The sequence below is a fragment of the Altericroceibacterium spongiae genome, from assembly GCF_003610805.1.
GTDB classification, from domain to species: Bacteria; Pseudomonadota; Alphaproteobacteria; order Sphingomonadales; family Sphingomonadaceae; genus Altericroceibacterium; species Altericroceibacterium spongiae.
Genome location: NZ_RAPF01000002.1, coordinates 159,396 through 177,858 on the forward strand (window position 1 = coordinate 159,396; position 18,463 = coordinate 177,858).

Sequence of the window (18,463 nt, forward strand, 5' to 3'; positions counted from 1 at the left end):
CTTGACGGTGCCCGCCGAAGCATCAGTAACGCACCCTCAGACCCATCCGGAAAAAGCGTCCGAATGTGTCGTAAAGGCCACGATTTGTCTGCGGATAGGCTGCGGTATTGTTGCCCCCCGGACCGCCGCCGATCAGCACCGGATCCCGGTTGAACACGTTCTTGATCGACAGGAAGGCTTCCGCCGTGGTTGGCCCGGCGGGGAATTTGTAGCTGAAATTGGCGTCCACATAGAATGTCCCGTCAATGTGATTGTCATCGATTGTACGGGCATCGGGTGTCGAGTCCGGGCAATTGCCGGAACATTCGACATAATTGTTGCTATAGACGCCACTGCTGATTCCGCGGCCGACAATACTGGTGGTGAAACCGTCCACCGCATAGGTGGCGGACAGGCGATAGGTCCAGCTAGGCGTGCCGCCATAGGTGTTCACACCGGCTGAATCGTCGGGAACGCTTTGCCCGTCATCGGTTTCATTTTCGATATAATGCGAAGCGAGACCGCGCAGGCCCAGCTGACCCGGCCCGAGCGGCATGCGATAGCTCGCTTCGATATCCAGCCCGCTGACCTTCTGGCTGGAAAAGTTCATATAAGGCAGGTCGATCACATCGATATCGCGATCCTGCCCGCTATCGTAACGCTGGCCATTGGCATACAGGATATTCTGGCATCGCTCCGTAATATTCTGTTCGAAACATTGCAGCACCATCTGGTCGGCCGTGATGAAGCCGATAGCGTCTTTCAGATCGATCTTGAAATAGTCGACCGACATGTTGAGGCCGGGGACGAAGGTGGGTGTGAACACCACACCCAGACCGAGCGTATCGGCTTTTTCGGGCTTCACACGGGGATTCCCGGTGAGATTCTGGACGAACTGGTCGGCCCGGTTGGGCAGATTGGGATTGGCAACCTGCGGCACATCGGCCGAATTGGTGCGGGCCGTGCCACTGGTGAAGAGTTCGAGCAGATTGCCCGCCCGAATATCGCGCGACAGTGTGCCGCGGAATTTGATATCGGGAATGATCTGCCAGGTCAGGCCTGCTTTCCAGGTTTCGACCGTGCCCGATGTGCTGTAATCGGTCAGGCGGAATGCACCGTTGAAATCGGCCCCTTCGAATAGCGGGAAGACCGTTTCGATATAGGCTTCCTTGACGTTATAGGCGCCGCTTTCATCCTTGTAGTTCCCGTAAAGCCACCCGGTTTCATAATTGATCGGGTCGATATCGGAATGCATCGATTCCTTGCGATATTCGCCTCCGATAGCGAGCGAAACCGGCCCGGCCCAGTTGGTGAACAGATTGTTCGTCGACAGATTGAAAGCCGTAATTTCCTGCTTGATATATTGTTTCCGTGAGGGAAGCAGTTCGAAGAGGTAGTCGAGCGCTTCATCGGTAGCCCCGCCGACACCGACACGGTTGAGCGGCACGCATCCGGGCAGATCGTTGCCGGGATCGCTGTCGATATTGACCCGGCAGACGACATTACCACTCCCGTCGTAAACCGCATCCTGCATCGCAGCCATCCGCTGGTTCTGCCAGGTATTGATAAGCTGCTGATCGAGATCGGCTTTGCCGTATTGATAATAGGCGTCCCAGGTCAGGTCGATGCCACCCAGGGTGAAGTCGCCTTCTGCACCGCCGAGATAGCGTTCCACCTTGCGGACATTATTGGAACCCGCCGCAGGAATGCCAGCATTGGATGTGCCGATGGTGATGGAATCGATATCGGTGCCATTGGCCGCATTGTAATCGACCACCATCTGGCGGAAGTTTTCCGGCAGGAAGGCATTGTCGAGCGCAATTGTGGTGGTGGAAGGCGTCTGCTGATAATAGCTGGTGCCTTCATAGCGATTCCAGCTTATCTGCCCGAACACTTCGAAAGCGGGCGAGAATTCATAGCTGGCCCGGCCGAACAGTCCGATCCGGTCTTCATCATTGGCCAGAGAATTGGAACCGTGGTGATAGGCGCTGGAATATTCATAATCGCCGCCGATCATCCACGGGCCGGTCACCTGGCCATAAGCGAGCTCGCCGAGTGTGGCCCGTCCGGTAGAAGGATCGATTCCGCCGAAATAGAGTCCGGAGAACGGGCCGGACGTGATGAGCCCGCCCGGTGCGCGCTGGCTTTCCCCCACATGCGCGCGGATCAGGCGTTCGGGTTCGCCATTGCCCGGGGCATAAGCGGGATTGTTGATCTGGAAGACGTAATTTTCATTCCAGTCGCGATCGATCGTATCGACGCCGTTCTGGGTGAAATATTCACCGCTGACCACGATATGGCCGCGTCCGTCGGCAAAATCGGTGCCGGCTGTGAGTTCGGCCTTGTGGTTCGGAATGTCGTCATAGGTCGTCATCCCATATTCGTAATTGGCCTTGATGCCTTTGAAATCGCGGTCGAGCACGAAGTTCACCACGCCGCCGACAGCATCCGAGCCATAGGCTGCGGACGCCCCGCCGGTTACCACTTCGACCCGTTCGATCAGGGCCTGCGGGAAGGTGTTAACGTCAACCAGACCGTCTGCCGATGACGTGACCGAGCGGCGTCCGTCGAGAAGCACCAACGTGCGGTTGCTGCCCAGAGAGCGCAGATTGAGTGCGTTGATCCCTGAATTGGAATTGGACAGGGCGCCCGAGTTGGAAACCTGTGTCTGACTGCCCACCACGGAAGGCAGGGTATTGACGAAGTCGGCAATATTGGCCGGTGCTTCGGTGTTGATCTCTTCACTGCTGATAACGCTGACCGGGGTTGGTGCGTCATAACCGTCACGCACAATGCGCGAGCCCGTGACGACAATATCGCCGTTCAGACTGTCATCGAAGGCCCCCATGCTTTCCGAAGCGCTTTGTTGCGCAGTCAGCACAGCGGCACCGGATGCGGCCGGTTCAGCCTCTGCGGCTGCGGCGGGTGCAGTCAGTGCAGGAAAAGCACCTGCAAGCAGAGCGATCGTTCCCGTGGTTTTCAGATATCCCCATTTGCTAAGAGTATTGGTAAAATGTCGACTGCGACTCCAGTTCGTCTCGAATGCCATTTTATTTGCCCCCTTTGGCTATGTTTTTGCCTTGGGCAGCTCTCCCGGTGTCATTTCTGACTTTTTTTGACACACCCCTGAGTTTAGTCAGCAGGCTGGCGGGAGCAGGGTTATTCTTGTCCGGCAAACGGGCCGGTTGCTCTCCATTTCAGCCTGCCGTCAGATTAGCGCAATTTGCGCGTCGGTTTCCGGGAAGTTCACCAAGCTTTTTCTGTGTTTGGACACAAAATCAGCAAAGAAACCGTAAAATGAGCAAGAATCGTTCACAGAAGGTCCGGCTCGCGTTTGCATTTGATTCGCAAACCGGTTTCGAGATGTGGCTTTCTATCGGTGAAAGGCGACTGGAGGGGATTGTTTCTGTGAGACCGTGCGCATCACGAAGCTGCTTCTGATCTTTGCAACATGCGGCAAATTGGACAATTCCTGCCGATAGACACGGTCGTAATCCGCAAAAGAGCGCACGTGAATAATCATCAGGAAATCGATATCTCCCGAGATAAAGCTGCAATAGGACATAGAAGGACAGCGGGTTACGGCCTCTTCGAATTCCACCAGCTTGTGCTCGGCTTGTGAGGCCAGCTCGATCATGACCAGAACGCTGATACCCAGGCCAAGCTGAAGCAGGTCTATTCCAGCACTGTATCCGGCAATAAGCCCTTGTTCTTCAAGTATTTTTCGTCTTCTTGCGACGGCCGTGCTCGACAGATGAACGCGTTCCCCCAAGGCGACGTCGGAAATCCGGCCGTCGAGATCGAGTTCTCTCAGGATGCGATAATCAATTGGATCGAGTGCGGCTTTGAAGGATTCTTCCATAGATGCCCCCAGGAATGATAAAAAACAAAGCTTCCATTGCCAATTTTGTAAAAGATCGATCAAATCCGCAAGCCACTTTCTGCTAATAATGTATGCAGAAAGTGATTGGGACTCGGTTTAGGTATGAAAGGGGCTTCATGACCAGTTTTGGAAAACGCATTCTGTGCGCGGCATTGGCCGGCGCAGCTTTCCAGATGTCATCACCTGCATGGGCACAGAGTATTTCGCCGGATGGGGCGCTGCTGCCGGTGAAGGTGGATCAGCAGGAAGGGCAGATCCTGCTGACGCTGTCGAAATCCGATGAAACAGGGGATTACGGCACTTATCTTTATACGACCTCCCTGCGGACGGGTATGGGGTCAGCCCAGTTGTGGCTCGATCACGGCATGTTCGGCCCGACACAGCTTTTGAGCTTCCGGCGCCATGGGAACAAGATTGCGGCAACCTTCGAAAATCCCCGTTTCAAGGCGACGGGCGATGCAGGTGTGACGCGGGGCGGAGAAGAAAGTTTCCCGGTCAGCATTGCCTGGATGGGCCCGATCGTATCGGAGAATGGTGACAATGTCGTGATCGATATCGCGCCCTTCCTGACACAGGATTCCATCGGCATTTCCGATAGTCTCAACCGGCAGGCCGATGGCAAGGATTATCGCTACGTTCCCGGACGGAGCATGGCGAAGCTGGATTCGGTCAAGGTCTTTCCGAAAAATATCGAGATGGATTCGATCGAAACATTCGCTTCCGACAAGCCGGGCAGCGAAGTCAGCCTGATCGCGCCCGATCCCAAATCCTTGTCGTTCGAAGTGCATCATTCTTTCGTGCAGTTACCCGAGCCGGGTTATACGCCGCGCAAATTCGATGTTCGTTCCGCCGCCAACGGCAAGCAGGTGTTCGATTTCGGCGTCCCGCTCGATACCAATATCGTGCATGATTTCGCACTGCGCTTCCGGGTGGACAAGACCGATCCCACCGCTGCGCGTTCTCCGGTGAAGAAACCGATTGTCTTTTATATCGACAATGCTGCGCCCGAACCGATCCGTTCGGCGCTGAAGCGCGGGGTCGGCTGGTGGTCCGACGCTTTCGATGCCGCCGGACTGATTGGCGGTTTTCAGGTCAAGATTCTGCCCGAAGATGCCGATCCGCTCGATATCCGCTACAATATGGTCAACTGGGGCAACCGGATGACGCGCAGCTGGTCCTATGGCCAGACCGTGACCGACCCGCGAACGGGTGAAATCATCAAGGGTGCAGTTGTGCTGGGCGCGTTGCGTGTGCGGCAGGACATGACCATTTTCGAAGCGCTGGTCGGCGCCGATGAAACCGATAGCGGAAGCCCGAACGATCCCGTCAAGGCATCGCTGGCGCGGATCAGCCAGCTCGGGGCGCATGAAGTGGGACATTCGCTCGGCTTCATGCACAATTTCGCGGCGAGCACGCAGGACAGGGCATCGGTGATGGATTATCCCGGCCCCTTCATAAAGCTCACCAATGGCAAGATCGACATCTCCGATGCCTATGATGTGGGAATCGGGGAATGGGATAAATTCGCTATCGACTGGCTTTATGGCCAGCCTGCACCAGGTGTCGATCCCGATGCGGCTGCCGCGGCCAAGGCACTGGCAGCGCAGAAGGCGGGGATGCGTTTCGCCACCGATATTGACGGTCGCTCACCCGACGGACCGAGCCCCTGGGCCAGCATGTGGGATAACGGCCCCGATCCGGCGGCGGAACTCAACCGCCTGATGAAAGTGCGGGCGGTCGCGATTGCGAATTTCGGGCCGCAAGTGCTGCATGACGGCGAACCGATGGCCGATTTGCGGCGCAAATTCGTGCCGGTCTGGCTGCTACACCGTTATCAGGTGGACGCGGCGGCCAAGCTGATCGGGGGTATGGATGTCGCTTATACCGTGGCGGGAGATGGTCAGCCGGCGGCGAGCCCCGTACCTGCAACTCAGCAGCGCGCCGCGCTCGATGCACTGCTCGCCACGCTGACACCCGAAGCGCTGAGCGTGCCGGACGATCTTATCGGGACATTGTCCGCCGGAATCAACGGGCCGCGCAATATCCAGTTCGACAGGGAAGTTTTCGCCAATGCCGGCTCGGCGGTGTTCGATCCGCTGGTCGCTACCGATATTGCGGCGCAGATCCCGCTCGATACATTGCTGGCGCCCACACGCCTTACCCGCGTCTACGAACAGTCCCTGCGCGATTCCTCGCAGCTCGGGCTCGATACTCTGGTGGACAGGCTGGTTGCCACGGCGATGGAGAATGCCAGCGATCCGGCCGGACGGCGGATTGCCTATCGCACCTTCATGACCATGGCGCGCAATGCCCGGATGCCGGAAATGGCCCCTGAAGTGGCGGCGATCCTGTCGGACCGTCTGCAACAGGCCTCCGCTACTCTGGCCAAGGCTTCGGGATCGGGGATGGATGCGGCATGGCGGCGCCATATGGCGCAGATCCTGAGTAATCCGGCCCTGCTGCAAAAGGAACTGACCGATACCAGCCGGGCTCCGGCCATTCCGCCAGGCATGCCGATCGGCGGCTGAGGCACGGTAAACGATCGGGATTGCCCGGTGTGGCATGCGGCACGGATCTCTTTGTCGGGCTGCACCGGGAAATCCCCCGCAAAATTCACAGGATGACAGGGCAGGCTGCCTGTTCCCTGCAAAGGGGAGCGGCGGGTCACGGGTGAAGTGCGTCTTCCCGGGGCACCTGCCATGCCGAAGATGAGTGATTGGAGACAGGGACATGGCGCATATCCTCGTCCTCGGGGCAGGCATTACCGGTGTAACAACTGCTTATGCGCTGCTGGAGCGCGGGCACGACGTCACGGTGGTGGAGAAACATCGCTATCCTGCGATGGAAACCTCCTTCGCCAATGGCGGTCAGCTTTCGGCCAGCAATGCCGAAGTATGGAATAACTGGAGCACAATTCTGAAAGGGCTCAAATGGATGCTGCGGCGCGATGCGCCTCTGCTCATCAATCTGCGGCCCAATTATCATAAATATAGCTGGATGGCCGAATTCTGCGGGCAGATCCTGCATTACCGGCCTAATACGGTCGAAACGACGCGGCTGGCCATCGCGGCGCGCGACCATCTGTTTCATATGGCCGAGTGCGAGAATATCGATTTCGACCTCGAACGGCGCGGCATTCTCCATCTCTATTATGACGATGCTTCGCTCAGGAAAGCAGCCGAATCCAACAAGCTGCTGGCCGAAGGGGGGCTGGAACGCTATCAGGTCAGCCCGGAAGAAATGCACTCTATAGAGCCGGCCCTGCATGGCGATTTTGCAGGCGGTTTCTTCACCCCGTCCGATTGTACGGGCGACATTCACAAATTCACCAGCGGTCTGGCCCGGGCCTGCGAAAAGCGCGGTGCGCGGTTTTTGTTCAACGCGCCGGTCAGCGGCATTTCGGCGACCGAAGAGGAGGTCAGTCTGCGTCTTGTCTCGCAACCGCAGGACCCGATCCGTGCCGATGCACTGGTGATCTGTGCGGGTGTGGCCAGCCGTCATTTCGCGGCCATGCTGGGCGACCGGATCAATATCTATCCCGTGAAAGGTTATTCGATCACGGTCAATCTGGAGGAAGAGCAAAGCAGGCAGGCCGCGCCGACCGTCAGCCTGCTGGACGAGGATGCCAAGATCGTTACCAGCCGGTTAGGGGGCGAGCGCTTTCGGGTGGCGGGAACCGCTGAATTCAACGGCGTCAACAAGGACATCCGGGCCGATCGTATCGCTCCCCTCCTGCGCTGGTGCGAAAGGCTGTTCCCCGATATGTGTACGCGTTCGGTGGTTCCCTGGGCGGGTTTGCGCCCGATGACGCCCAGCATGTTGCCGCGCGTCGGCCCCGGCAAGCGACCGCATATTTTCTATAATACCGGCCATGGCCATCTCGGCTGGACATTGTCCGCCGCCACTGCTCAGCTTGTCGCCGAGCAGGTTCATAATCAGACCAGTCACTGATCGCCGAAAGGATTCTTTTCATGTCACGACTGACACTTGCCCAAGCCAACACGATCATTGCAGCGGCTCTGGAACGCGGCGCCGAAATAGGGCTTAAACCCCTGAGTGTGGCGGTGCTCGATCCGGGTGGCCATCTGATCGCCTTTCAGCGGCAGGATGGCGCTTCCACTCTGCGGCCCGAAATCGCCACCGCCAAGGCGGCCGGAGCGTTGGGGCTGGGCGTATCGAGCCGGACCATCGGGGAAATGGCGGCGGATCGTCCTTCCTTTATCGGTTCCCTCGGGCCGATTTCACCCAAAGGTGTGCTGCCCGCCGCCGGTGGGGTCATCATCGTCGATGGGGAAGGTCTGCCGATCGGGGCGGTCGGTATTACCGGCGATACGTCCGATAATGACGAAGACTGCGCGCTTGCGGGTATCGCTGCGGCCGGGCTGACGCCGCAGGAGTGAATGCAATGAGCAAGACCAACAAGTCCGGCCTGATGGTGGCCGATGCGCTGATCCGCTTTATAGAGGACCGGGCGTTGCCGGGCACAGGTGTCGAGGCGGAGCATTTCTGGGCCGGAATGGCCGATATCTTCACGCGCTTCGCACCTGAGAATGCCAGCCTTCTGGCAATTCGCGCGCGAATGGAGCAACAGATCGACAACTGGCACCGCAAGGCGGGTGGCCCCGGCGACGCGGAGGAGTATCGCAGCTTTTTGCGTGAGATCGGCTATCTGGTGCCCGAGCCTGACAGTTTCGCGATTGCTTCGGGCAATGTCGATGCGGAGATCGCCACGATTGCGGGGCCGCAGCTTGTCGTGCCGATCCTCAATACGCGGTTTCTTCTGAATGCTGCCAATGCGCGCTGGGGCAGTCTGTATGATGCGCTGTACGGGACCGATGCGATTCCGGGTGAAGCCGGCGCGAAAGCCTATGATCCCGAACGCGGCGCGCAGGTGATCGACTGGGTACGTGCTTTTCTTGATGAGACCGTGCCGCTGCTGAACGGTTCATGGAAAGAGTGGCAAGGCGATGCTCCACAGCTTGCCGAAGGGGCCGAGCTGGTGGCCATGGCGGGCGACAATTATCTCCTGCGCCATCACGGGCTTCATATCGAGCTGGTGATCGACCGTGACCATCCGATCGGGAAGGACGATCCGGCCGGTCTGGCCGATGTGCTGATGGAAGCGGCGACCAGCACGATCTGCGATCTCGAAGATTCGGTTGCTGCGGTCGATACGGAAGACAAGGTGGCGGGCTATGCCAACTGGCTGGGTCTGTTGCAGGGCGATCTCGAAGCGAGCTTCGAAAAAGGCGGGCGGGTTATGACGCGCCGCCTTAATCCCGACCGGACATATAAAGCGGCAGACGGTTCCGATCTGGTGTTGCATGGCCGCAGCCTGTTGCTGGTGCGCAATGTCGGCCATCTGATGACCACTCCGGCAGTGCATCTGCCCGATGGCAGCGAAGCGCCCGAAGGTATTCTCGATGCGATCGTCACCAGCCTGATCGGCATGCACGATCTGCAAGGTGACAATGCGCGGGGCAATAGCCGGACCGGCTCAATCTATATTGTGAAGCCCAAAATGCACGGGCCCGAAGAGGCGGCATTCACCAATCGCCTGTTCGATGCGACAGAGGATCTGCTGGGGCTGGCGCGCAACACGATCAAGGTCGGGGTGATGGATGAGGAACGCCGTACATCGGCCAATCTGGCCGCCTGTATTCATGCCGTGAAAGATCGTGTCTTCTTCATCAATACCGGCTTTCTCGACCGGACGGGCGATGAAATACACACCTCGATGCAGGCTGGGCCGATGGTGCGCAAGGGCGATATGAAAAGCAGTCGCTGGATCACTGCCTATGAAGATCGCAACGTGCAGATCGGCCTCGCTTGCGGCTTCACTGGCAAGGCGCAGATCGGCAAGGGCATGTGGGCCGCGCCCGACCGGATGGCGGATATGCTCGACCAGAAAATCGGCCATCCGCTCAGCGGTGCGACAACCGCTTGGGTGCCTTCGCCCACGGCGGCGGTGCTCCATGCCACGCATTACCATGCGGTGGATGTCGCCCAGCGGCAGACCATCCGTGCTCAGGAGGAGGTGATTTCACTGGATGCCTTGCTGACGCTTCCGGTGGCGGCCAGCCCTGCTTCAGATGGCGATACGATCCGGGAGGAGCTGGAGAATAATGCGCAGGGCATTCTTGGCTATGTCGTGCGCTGGGTCGATCAGGGCGTAGGCTGTTCCAAAGTGCCCGATATTCACGATATCGGGCTGATGGAAGACCGGGCGACCCTGCGGATCAGTTCGCAGCATATGGCCAACTGGCTGCTTCACGGCATCTGTACCGCAGAAGAAGTGGATGCGGCCTTTCAACGCATGGCGGCCAAGGTCGATGCACAAAATGCCGGGGACCCGGCCTATATGCCTATGGCGGGCAACGAAGCGTCCAGCCTGGCCTATCAGGCCGCCCGGGCACTGGTGTTCGACGGGATCAAGCAGCCCAATGGCTATACAGAGCCTTTGCTCCATCGCTATCGGCAGATCGTCAAACGCGGAGTGGGGTGAATATCCGCCCCGTTTACCGGTCCGGTTCCGGCGGGCCGAACCCGCCGCCGCCGGGTGTTTCGATCACCACCACATCGTCGCGCGCCAGTTCGGTTTCGGCATGGCCGGCGAGCGGCGTGGTTGTGCCATCGGGATGCTGCACGAACTGGTGGCCCGGTGCACCATCCTCCCCGCCATCGAGCCCGAAAGGCGCAACCTTGCGGCGCGAACTGACGATGGTCGCAGTCATCGGTTCGAGCGCACGAATGGCACGTGAGACGCCGTCTCCCCCGTGCCACCGGCCTGCGCCGCCCGAATGGGCGCGAATGGCGAAGTGGTCGAGCCGGACCGGATAGCGCACTTCCAGCACTTCGGGATCGGTGATCCGCGTATTGGTCATATGGGTATGGATTGCGCTCGCTCCGTCGAAGCCCGGTCCGGCGCCGGCTCCGCCGCAGATCGTTTCGTAATACTGGTATCTGGCATTGCCGAAGAGAAAGTTGTTCATCGTGCCTTGCGAAGACGCAGAAGCGCCCAGAGCGCCGAGCAGGGCATTGCACACCGCCTGGCTGACTTCGGTATTGCCCGCTACCACCGCGGCGCCTTCCCCGGGGGCCAGAAAGCAACCTTCGGGCGCCTTGATGGCGAGTGGTTTGAGACAGCCTTCATTGAGCGGCAGATCCTCACCCACCAGACAGCGGAAAGCATAGAGGACCACGGCACGGGTGACGGCGGGCGGTGCATTCATATTGCCGTCGCGCTGTGCGCTTGTGCCGGTGAAATCGACCAGCGCTTCGCGTTTCTCGCGGTCGATGCTGACGGAAACGCACAGTGCCGATCCGTCATCCATAGTATAGTCGAATGCGCCATCCTGCACCCGGTCGATCACCCGGCGGATGCTTTCCTCCGCATTGTCCATGATGAAGCCCATATAGGCACTGACCACTTCCCAGCCATAGCGCTCAACCACCAGCTCCAGCTCGCGCAAGCCGGCCGAATTGGCTGCGAGCTGAGCCTTGATATCGTTGATATTGCTTTCGGGATCGCGCGCGGGATAAGCCGCGGAGGTGAGCAGGTTGCGAAACGCCTCGGCACGGAAGGTGCCGCCATCGACAAGCAGGAAATTGTCGATCAGCACGCCCTCTTCTTCGAGACTATGCGATTCGGGCGGGGTCGAACCGGGCGTGATTCCACCAATATCGGCATGATGGCCGCGATTGGCGACGAAGAAACGGATCGTTTGCCCTGCCTCGTCAAAAACCGGGGTGACGACGGTGACATCGGGCAGATGGGTCCCGCCATTATAGGGATTGTTGAGGACTACCGCGTCACCGGGTTTGAGCCGGTCGCCATGCGCTTTCAGCACGGCGCGTACGCTTTCGCCCATTGCCCCCAGATGCACCGGCACATGCGGCGCATTGGCGATCAGCGCACCCGAAGCGTCGAACAGCGCACAGGAAAAGTCGAGCCGCTCCTTAATGTTCACGCTGGTCGAAGTGTTGCGCAGCACCGCGCCCATCTGCTCGGCCACGCCCATGAAAAGATTGTTGAACAGTTCGAGCATGACCGGATCGGGTTTGCCCGCCTCGATCTGCGGTTTTTCCAGCGGGGTGGTGCGGGTCAGCAGCAATTCGCCGCCCGAAAGGACTTCGGCACTCCAGCCCGGTTCGACCATGGTGGTGGAAATCGCCTCGCGCAGCAAGGCCGGTCCGGCGATGGTTTCACCTGGCCGGAGCCGCCCGCGATCATGCACCGGAACTTTATGTGAAGCACCGGCCGTCCAGATGGTGAGATCGGCCAGCTCCTCGTCGCTTTGTTCGACCGGATTGCCATGTCCGGCCACCGGATCGGATGTCGCGCCGGGCAGAACCGCTTCCACGATCACATCGCCGACAATGATCGGGCGGTCCGGGTCGATAAAACCGAAACGCGCCTTATGTGCCGCGTTGAACGCCTCTTCCATCGCTTTATGGCCCTGTACAGTTACGTTCAGGCTCGTGTCAGTCCCGCGATATCGCAGCCTTGCGGTTTTGACGCTGCGCAGGCCCTTGGCACTGCCAAGCTCGGAAAAAACCTCTTCTTCCAGAGAGTTAAGTGTATCGCTGATCGTGGCGAGATGCTCTTCGGTCAGTGACACTTCCAAAGTCGCCTGCCGGGTCGCAGTCTGATCCGCCAGCCCCATTCCATAGGCCGAAAGCACTCCGGCAAAGGGATGGATCAGAACCCGCTCCATACCCAGCTCGTCGGCGACGATGCAGGCATGTTGCGCGCCCGCTCCACCGAAACATTGTAGTGTAAATTCAGTGACATCCTGCCCGCGTTCTAAAGTCACACGTTTGATCGCCGCGGCCATATTAGCGGCAGCAATGCGCAGAAAGCCCTCGGCCACCTGCTGCGCTGTCCGGCCATCGCCGATCTCCTCTGCAAGGGCAGTGAATTTCTCTTTTGTTGCTTTAGTATCAAGTGGTTGATTGCCATTCGGTCCGAAAATTTTGGGAAAATGATCGGGTGAAATCTTCCCGCACATCACATTCGCATCGGTCACCGTCAAAGGTCCGCCCCGGCGATAGGCGGCAGGTCCCGGATCGGCCCCGGCACTTTCCGGCCCCACGCGGAATCGCGCCCCGTCATATTGCAGAATTGATCCGCCGCCCGCAGCAATCGTGTCGATCGCCATCATCGGTACTCGCATTTCAACACCGGCTATTTCCGCGTCGTAAGCTCGCTCGAAAGATCCGGCGTAAAGCGCGATATCGGTAGAGGTTCCGCCCATATCGAAGGCAATCACCTTGTCTTCCCCGGCTGCCTCGGCTGTTCGTGCGGCACCGACCACGCCCCCTGCCGGACCGGAAAGAATCGCGTCTTTTCCGGCAAAATCTTCGGCCGCGGAAAGCCCCCCATCGGATCGCATGAAATAGAGCGGTGTATCGCCCAGTTCACCGGTCACCCGGCTTACATATTCACGCAGAACGGGGGAAAGATAAGCATCCACAACTGTCGTCCGCCCGCGTGAAACCAGCCCCATCAATGCGCTGACATCGTGGCTGGGTGAGGTCTGTGTGAAGCCGGTATCGTGTGCGATTTCAGCAATGCGCCGCTCCATATCCGGATATTTCCAGGCATGGATGAGAGCGATAGCGCAGCAGGAAAACCCCTCTGCCTTGCGCTTTTTCAGCATGGTGCGGACAGCCGTTTCATCGAGTGTTTCGATCAGCGTGCCATCGGCCCCTACGCGACCGGATATTTCTTCAACATCATCGTAAAGTGGATCGGACAGGGTAATGTCGAGATCGAACAGGCGAGGTCGGGCCTGATGGCCAATCCTGAGCAGATCGCCGAAACCCCGATTGACGATAAGCAGCGTGCGTTCTCCTTTGCGTTCCAGTAGCGCATTGGTGGCGACGGTGGTGCCCATCTTGACTTGTTCAATTGCGTTATCAGGAAGAGCAGCATCGAGATCGATGCCGAGAATTGTGCGGATCCCGGCAGTGGCAGCGTCGGCGTAACGTTCCGGATTTTCACTCAGAACTTTAGTGGTGTGCAGTGCTCCATCCGGGTCCCGGGCGACCACATCGGTAAAGGTGCCGCCACGATCGATCCAGAATTGCCACTGACCTGCCATGCTATGTCCGCTTCCTCCGCTCTTGGTTGTCTTACCTTCCAGATGGGCCTGTCTTTGAAGGGCGCAATGCCGGTGGAGAATATTCCCCCGTGACTGGACTTTTCTTGTGTGCCTGCAAAGATCGCCCGTCCGGATCGTTTTGCACGATCAACCACTTTACAGGCTAACAGGCAAGACGGACAGAACATCATGAAGGGCGCGCAAATATTCAACCGGCACCGGTCTGCCTCGTTCAAGGCGCTGCGCGTGATGATTGCCTGTGCGGTGACCTATGCCATCACTCAGATCGCTGGTTTCCAGCAAGGGTTCTGGGCGGTTTTCACGGTGCTTCTCGTGATGCAGGGCTCTGTCGGAGCGACTGTGCGTGCGGCAACAGACCGGCTGATTGCGACCGTAGCGGGCGCTGTCATGGGAGGAATTGCAGTATTGATCGCTCCGGCGGGAGCGCTGTATACCGGGATCTCGCTTGTGGTGGTGGCAGGCATTACCAGCGTGGCTGCATCGCTTAATCCGCGCTTGCGTGTGGCGGGACTGACCGCCGCAGTGGTAATGCTGACACGGGCACCTGACATTCCGGTTTTCACCTTCGTCTATCTGCGTATTCTGGAAATCGCGATGGGCGGCGTAATTGGCGTGACAGCCAGCCGGCTTGTACTGCCGGTTCAGGCGAGCACTGTCATGGTCAACAAGCTGGTCGATGTGTTGAACAGCATTACCGACTTGCTCGACCATCAGGCAGATGCGCTGGAGAAGGGTGAAGGGTATATCGCCACGGAAACCAATATCGCGCTGCGCACCGCACTGACCAGTGCGGAAGAGATGCTGCCCGATGTCATTCAGGAACAGACAGCCCGTTTGGGGCGGCCGGGCGTTTCCGACGCGATTGTACGTACCTTGTGGCGTATCCGCAACGATATCACCCATGTCAGCCGTCTGACCGACAAACCTTTTTCGGAGCCGGTATTGCAGGCATTGGGCACTTCAGTGACGGCGCTGATCCATGCCGAAGGACGATTAGCGCAAATATGCGGTGAGGCTCTGAAAACGAAAGACGTCATAGAACGTGACGATGCGCGGGGATGTCTTGCCGACTTCGAAATGGCATTCAAACATTTTCGGGTTTCCAAAGAGGCCAGCAATCTCGATTTCGAGGAAATCGGGCGGATATTTGGGCTGGCTTTTGCCTTGCGGCGGCTCAATCAAGATTTCTTTGATCTGTCCGACCGTATCAATGAACGGTCCGCCCTACAACGTTAAGCCGTGAACAGCGAAGAGCCGCTTTGCCATAGCATATAGGCAGCAACCGCGAAAATCAGACCGGCAAAGATAGTGGTGAGCGTTCCGGATGCTGAAAGCCGCTTAGCCAGCCATGTTCCACCGAAACTGCCCACAGTACCACCAAGGATAAAGACCAGCGCCAGCCCCCAATCGACCATACCGGAAAAAGCGTAATTGAGCGCAGTGGTGAGGCCGAAAGCCGTAACGGCAACAAGGCTGGTGCCCACCGCATTGATCATGGGCATGGATGTCGAAGCGACCAGTCCGGGCACGATAAGAAAACCGCCGCCAATGCCGAAAAAACCGGAAAAAATGCCGGACCCCAGGCCGAAGCTCACCACTTTGGGCGCATTTTCACGATTGCATTGGGCACCGGGTATACCCTGATTACGCCGTCCGCGAAGCATTAGGCCGCCTACCCCGATCATTACCAGAGCAAACAGGAAAAGCAGCTTCTGCCCGTCAAAATTTTTGCCTGCCGTGGATCCGAGAAAGGCACCGAAAATACCGGCCGCAGCATAAATGCCGCCGCAACGCCATTTTACAGTATGTTCACGCGCGTGATGCACAAGTCCTGCAGCGGCGTTGGCCGCGACGGCCAGTGCGCTGGTGCCGATAGCCATATGCGGGCTGCGAACGCCGACCAGATAAACCATCAGCGGTACGGCGAGGATAGAGCCGCCGCCACCGACAAGGCCTAGTGTGAAGCCGACCAGCGCACCGGAGAAGCCGCCGAGAAAGAGGTGGAGCGTATCGATCACCGGTCTGCTCCTTTTTTATTGTAGAGGTGTGGGAGCGACGAGCCATTCACGGCCTTTCAGCATGCCGTGCCAGTAAATCGGAGGCAGTGCATCGGCTTTAAGCTTCCAGGCAAGACGAGAGGGGCGTTTGCCCTGTATAAGCCAGGTAGGCAGGGTCGGTGCGACACGACCGCCATAACAAAATTCTGCCAGAACGATTTTGCCGTGCTCTACCGTAAGAGGGCAACTGCCATAACCGTCATAAGCTGCTTTAGGGCCCTGACCGTCAAGCGCGGCGAGCACATTAACTGCAACCACCGGCGCTTGTTTGCGGGCTGCGGCGGCAGTCTTGGCGTTGGAGCAGTTGATACAGTCACCGATTGCAAAGATATTCGAATAGCGTGTGTGCTGAAGCGTCGCGTCGTTGACATCGGCATATCCTGAGGAATCGGCCAGCACACTATTGGCGAGAGTGGCGTTGCTTTGTTGTGGTGGGCAAACATGCAGCATGTCGAATGGCCGACTCACCTGACCCTCAGCGGTTTCGAATATGGCGGTGCGGGCAGTCCCGTCTACAGCCACCAGTGTCGAACCGAAGTTCAAATCGATGCCATAGTTTTCGACTGTTTCCATAAGGGCCGGCACGTAGTCTGCCACGCCGAAAAGCACGCCTCCGGCATTGTGGAACTCCACCTCCATATCGTTCAGGCAGCCCTGTTTTTTCCATTCGCTGCAGGAAAGATACATCGCCTTTTGCGGTGCACCGGCACATTTGATCGGCATCGGCGGTTGGGTAAAAAGGGCGCGTCCTTTACGCGTATTTTTCACCAGCTCCCACGTGTAAGGAGCCAGATCGAACCGGTAATTGGAAGTGACTCCGTTTTTACCGAGCGTATCCTCCAGTCCATCAATCTGATCCCAAGCCAGTCGGTTGCCCAGAGCAAGGACCAGAATATTATAAGACAAGTGCGTTCCGTCATTTAAGGTGACGAGATTATTGTCCGGATCGAAGGTGCTGACCGCGTTTTGAATCCAGCTAACACCCTTGGGCATGACGGCTGCCATGGGGCGCACGGTATCCCGTGGCTGGAAAACGCCACCGCCAATCATCGTCCAGCCGGGTTGGTAATAATGAGCATCGCTGGGTTCGACGATGGCAATATCGGCCCGCTTGCGCCGTCGCAGCATGGAGGCTGCCGTAGCGATACCTGCCGATCCGCCACCGAGGATCAGAATATCATGATGATGCCGGGAGTTATCTGTTCTGGGCTGTTTTTGTGCCAGTTCGGCAACGGTTCGTGAGCGGTTTCCCGTGCGGCAAAAAGCGAGAACCGGACGAGGTAGTTCAGCCATAGCCTGCGCGAAATCGGAAGCTTGTCGTTCCGCCGTGATAGAGCCGCCGATTGGAATGTATCGCATGGCCAGACCGTGTGCACCGGCGATTTCCTCCAGCGTAGCAGCTCTGGGCTGACCGGGAGTTTCACCATCCGGCCGGTTGCAGATAATCGACTTGAAGCCGGCATAATGAATCTCGGCAATGTCCTCTATCTGGATCTGTCCGGTAACCGAGAGGTGGGGGGAAATCTTCTCGATTTTCATATGTAAGGATGTCCTGTCGGTTCAGCCCCGGTTCCAGAGGCGAAAAAATGTCATGCCGAGCAGCATGGATGCGACGAAAATAAGTGCCGGGACGAATTGCGTTGCAAGCGAAGCGATGCCCGGACCCGGGCAGAGGCCGCCAAGCCCCCAGCCAATACCGAACAGAGCGGCTCCGCCGATCAGTCTTCCATCGATATGTTTCGTGTCGGGCAAGTGATATTGGGACGCGCAGGCCGGTTTGTCGGTCTGTGCCTGAAAGAGCCAGGCCAACGCCATGGCCAGTATCGCGCCGCCCATCACGAAAGCGAGGGTGGGATCCCACTGGCCGAACAGATCGAGAAAACCGCGTACTCGTGCCGGGTTCATCATACCCGAAAGAGCGAGGCCGAAGCCGAACACGATGCCTGATAAAAGACCGGTTATAGCGCGGATCATGACCAGCTTCCCCCTAAGGCGTTGACGATGGCCACTGTTGCAAAGCCGGTAATCATGAAGGTCAGCGTAGCGACGATGGAACGGCGTGACAGGCGTGACATGCCGCAAACGCCGTGGCCGCTTGTGCAGCCGCTCCCCAGGCGTGTGCCGAAACCGACCAGCAGTCCTGCCGGGATTAGCCACAGCATGTCGGGCGGGAAATTGGCTTCGATCGGGCCCATTGTGAAAGAAAAGAGCGCGGCACCGGCAATAAGGCCAAGAATAAACAGAATAGCGATGGATTGCTTTGCGCCGCTGCCGCCGATGCCCGCCGCGCGAGCGAACAGGCCGCTGATTCCGGCAATGCGGCCCAGGCCGAGCAGCATAATGGCGGCGGCAAGGCCAATTAGCAAACCGCCGAGAAAGCCCTCAATGGGCTGTGCATGGGGAAATCCTGGGAGCAT

General features: G+C 58.4%; 12 protein-coding genes. 5 read left to right on the forward strand and 7 right to left on the reverse strand.

The window, feature by feature from the left end:
- Nucleotides 1–22: 22 nt before the first annotated feature.
- The gene (locus tag D6851_RS04290) at nucleotides 23–3,028 is read right to left on the reverse strand and encodes a TonB-dependent receptor plug domain-containing protein (RefSeq protein WP_120323653.1); all 3,006 of its coding nucleotides are present in this window, start codon (nucleotides 3,026–3,028) and stop codon (nucleotides 23–25) included.
- A gap of 324 nt (nucleotides 3,029–3,352) precedes the next feature.
- Nucleotides 3,353–3,904 (reverse strand): Lrp/AsnC family transcriptional regulator, encoded by a 552-nt coding sequence (locus D6851_RS04295; protein ID WP_238473935.1) that lies wholly within the window; start codon nucleotides 3,902–3,904, stop codon nucleotides 3,353–3,355.
- A 74-nt stretch (nucleotides 3,905–3,978) separates the two neighbouring features.
- Between D6851_RS04295 and D6851_RS04300 the strand changes: the two genes are divergently transcribed.
- The 4 genes from D6851_RS04300 (at nucleotide 3,979) to D6851_RS04315 (ending at nucleotide 10,367) form a co-directional block, all read left to right on the forward strand.
- Nucleotides 3,979–6,390 (forward strand): zinc-dependent metalloprotease, encoded by a 2,412-nt coding sequence (locus D6851_RS04300; protein ID WP_183029985.1) that lies wholly within the window; start codon nucleotides 3,979–3,981, stop codon nucleotides 6,388–6,390.
- A 202-nt stretch (nucleotides 6,391–6,592) separates the two neighbouring features.
- Nucleotides 6,593–7,813 (forward strand): D-amino acid dehydrogenase, encoded by a 1,221-nt coding sequence (locus D6851_RS04305; protein WP_120323655.1) that lies wholly within the window; start codon nucleotides 6,593–6,595, stop codon nucleotides 7,811–7,813.
- Between the two features lie 20 nt (nucleotides 7,814–7,833).
- The gene (locus tag D6851_RS04310; RefSeq protein WP_120323656.1) at nucleotides 7,834–8,262 is read left to right on the forward strand and encodes a GlcG/HbpS family heme-binding protein; all 429 of its coding nucleotides are present in this window, start codon (nucleotides 7,834–7,836) and stop codon (nucleotides 8,260–8,262) included.
- 5 nt (nucleotides 8,263–8,267) lie between these two features.
- Nucleotides 8,268–10,367: a malate synthase G gene (locus D6851_RS04315; RefSeq protein ID WP_120323657.1), complete on the forward strand. Its 2,100-nt coding sequence runs from the start codon at nucleotides 8,268–8,270 to the stop codon at nucleotides 10,365–10,367.
- A 13-nt stretch (nucleotides 10,368–10,380) separates the two neighbouring features.
- Here D6851_RS04315 and D6851_RS04320 read toward each other — a convergent pair whose 3' ends face one another.
- A complete protein-coding gene (locus tag D6851_RS04320; RefSeq protein WP_120323658.1) occupies nucleotides 10,381–13,968 on the reverse strand; it encodes a hydantoinase B/oxoprolinase family protein in 3,588 nt (1,195 codons plus the stop codon).
- A 189-nt stretch (nucleotides 13,969–14,157) separates the two neighbouring features.
- Between D6851_RS04320 and D6851_RS04325 the strand changes: the two genes are divergently transcribed.
- Nucleotides 14,158–15,225: an FUSC family protein gene (locus tag D6851_RS04325; RefSeq protein ID WP_120323659.1), complete on the forward strand. Its 1,068-nt coding sequence runs from the start codon at nucleotides 14,158–14,160 to the stop codon at nucleotides 15,223–15,225.
- On the opposite strand, the gene D6851_RS04330 is transcribed toward D6851_RS04325, so the two are convergent.
- From D6851_RS04330 to D6851_RS04345, 4 genes are read right to left on the reverse strand one after another with little or no spacing between them, the layout of a single operon-like run.
- On the reverse strand, nucleotides 15,222–16,004 hold the full coding sequence (locus D6851_RS04330; protein ID WP_120323954.1) for a sulfite exporter TauE/SafE family protein: 783 nt from the start codon (nucleotides 16,002–16,004) through the stop codon (nucleotides 15,222–15,224). The genes D6851_RS04325 and D6851_RS04330 overlap by 4 nt on opposite strands.
- A gap of 18 nt (nucleotides 16,005–16,022) precedes the next feature.
- Nucleotides 16,023–17,585 (reverse strand): bifunctional protein tyrosine phosphatase family protein/NAD(P)/FAD-dependent oxidoreductase, encoded by a 1,563-nt coding sequence (locus tag D6851_RS04335; protein ID WP_120323660.1) that lies wholly within the window; start codon nucleotides 17,583–17,585, stop codon nucleotides 16,023–16,025.
- A gap of 21 nt (nucleotides 17,586–17,606) precedes the next feature.
- Nucleotides 17,607–18,020 carry a DUF6691 family protein gene (locus tag D6851_RS04340; RefSeq protein WP_120323661.1) on the reverse strand — a complete coding sequence of 138 codons (414 nt, stop codon included), beginning with the start codon at nucleotides 18,018–18,020 and terminating at the stop codon, nucleotides 17,607–17,609.
- Complete coding sequence (locus D6851_RS04345; RefSeq protein ID WP_120323662.1) at nucleotides 18,017–18,463, reverse strand: YeeE/YedE family protein; 447 nt, start codon at nucleotides 18,461–18,463, stop codon at nucleotides 18,017–18,019. Before D6851_RS04345 ends, D6851_RS04340 begins: the two co-directional genes overlap by 4 nt.

Bases quoted from the DNA above. Each gene is read 5' to 3' on its own strand.
- D6851_RS04290 (WP_120323653.1), bottom strand. From the start codon at position 3,028: ATGGCATTCGAGACGAACTGGAGTCGCAGTCGACATTTTACCAATACT.
- D6851_RS04300 (WP_183029985.1), top strand. From the start codon at position 3,979: ATGACCAGTTTTGGAAAACGCATTCTGTGCGCGGCATTGGCCGGCGCA.
- D6851_RS04305 (WP_120323655.1), top strand. From the start codon at position 6,593: ATGGCGCATATCCTCGTCCTCGGGGCAGGCATTACCGGTGTAACAACT.
- D6851_RS04310 (WP_120323656.1), top strand. From the start codon at position 7,834: ATGTCACGACTGACACTTGCCCAAGCCAACACGATCATTGCAGCGGCT.
- D6851_RS04315 (WP_120323657.1), top strand. From the start codon at position 8,268: ATGAGCAAGACCAACAAGTCCGGCCTGATGGTGGCCGATGCGCTGATC.
- D6851_RS04320 (WP_120323658.1), bottom strand. From the start codon at position 13,968: ATGGCAGGTCAGTGGCAATTCTGGATCGATCGTGGCGGCACCTTTACC.
- D6851_RS04325 (WP_120323659.1), top strand. From the start codon at position 14,158: ATGAAGGGCGCGCAAATATTCAACCGGCACCGGTCTGCCTCGTTCAAG.
- D6851_RS04335 (WP_120323660.1), bottom strand. From the start codon at position 17,585: ATGAAAATCGAGAAGATTTCCCCCCACCTCTCGGTTACCGGACAGATC.
- D6851_RS04340 (WP_120323661.1), bottom strand. From the start codon at position 18,020: ATGATCCGCGCTATAACCGGTCTTTTATCAGGCATCGTGTTCGGCTTC.
- D6851_RS04345 (WP_120323662.1), bottom strand. From the start codon at position 18,463: ATGCTCCCAGGATTTCCCCATGCACAGCCCATTGAGGGCTTTCTCGGC.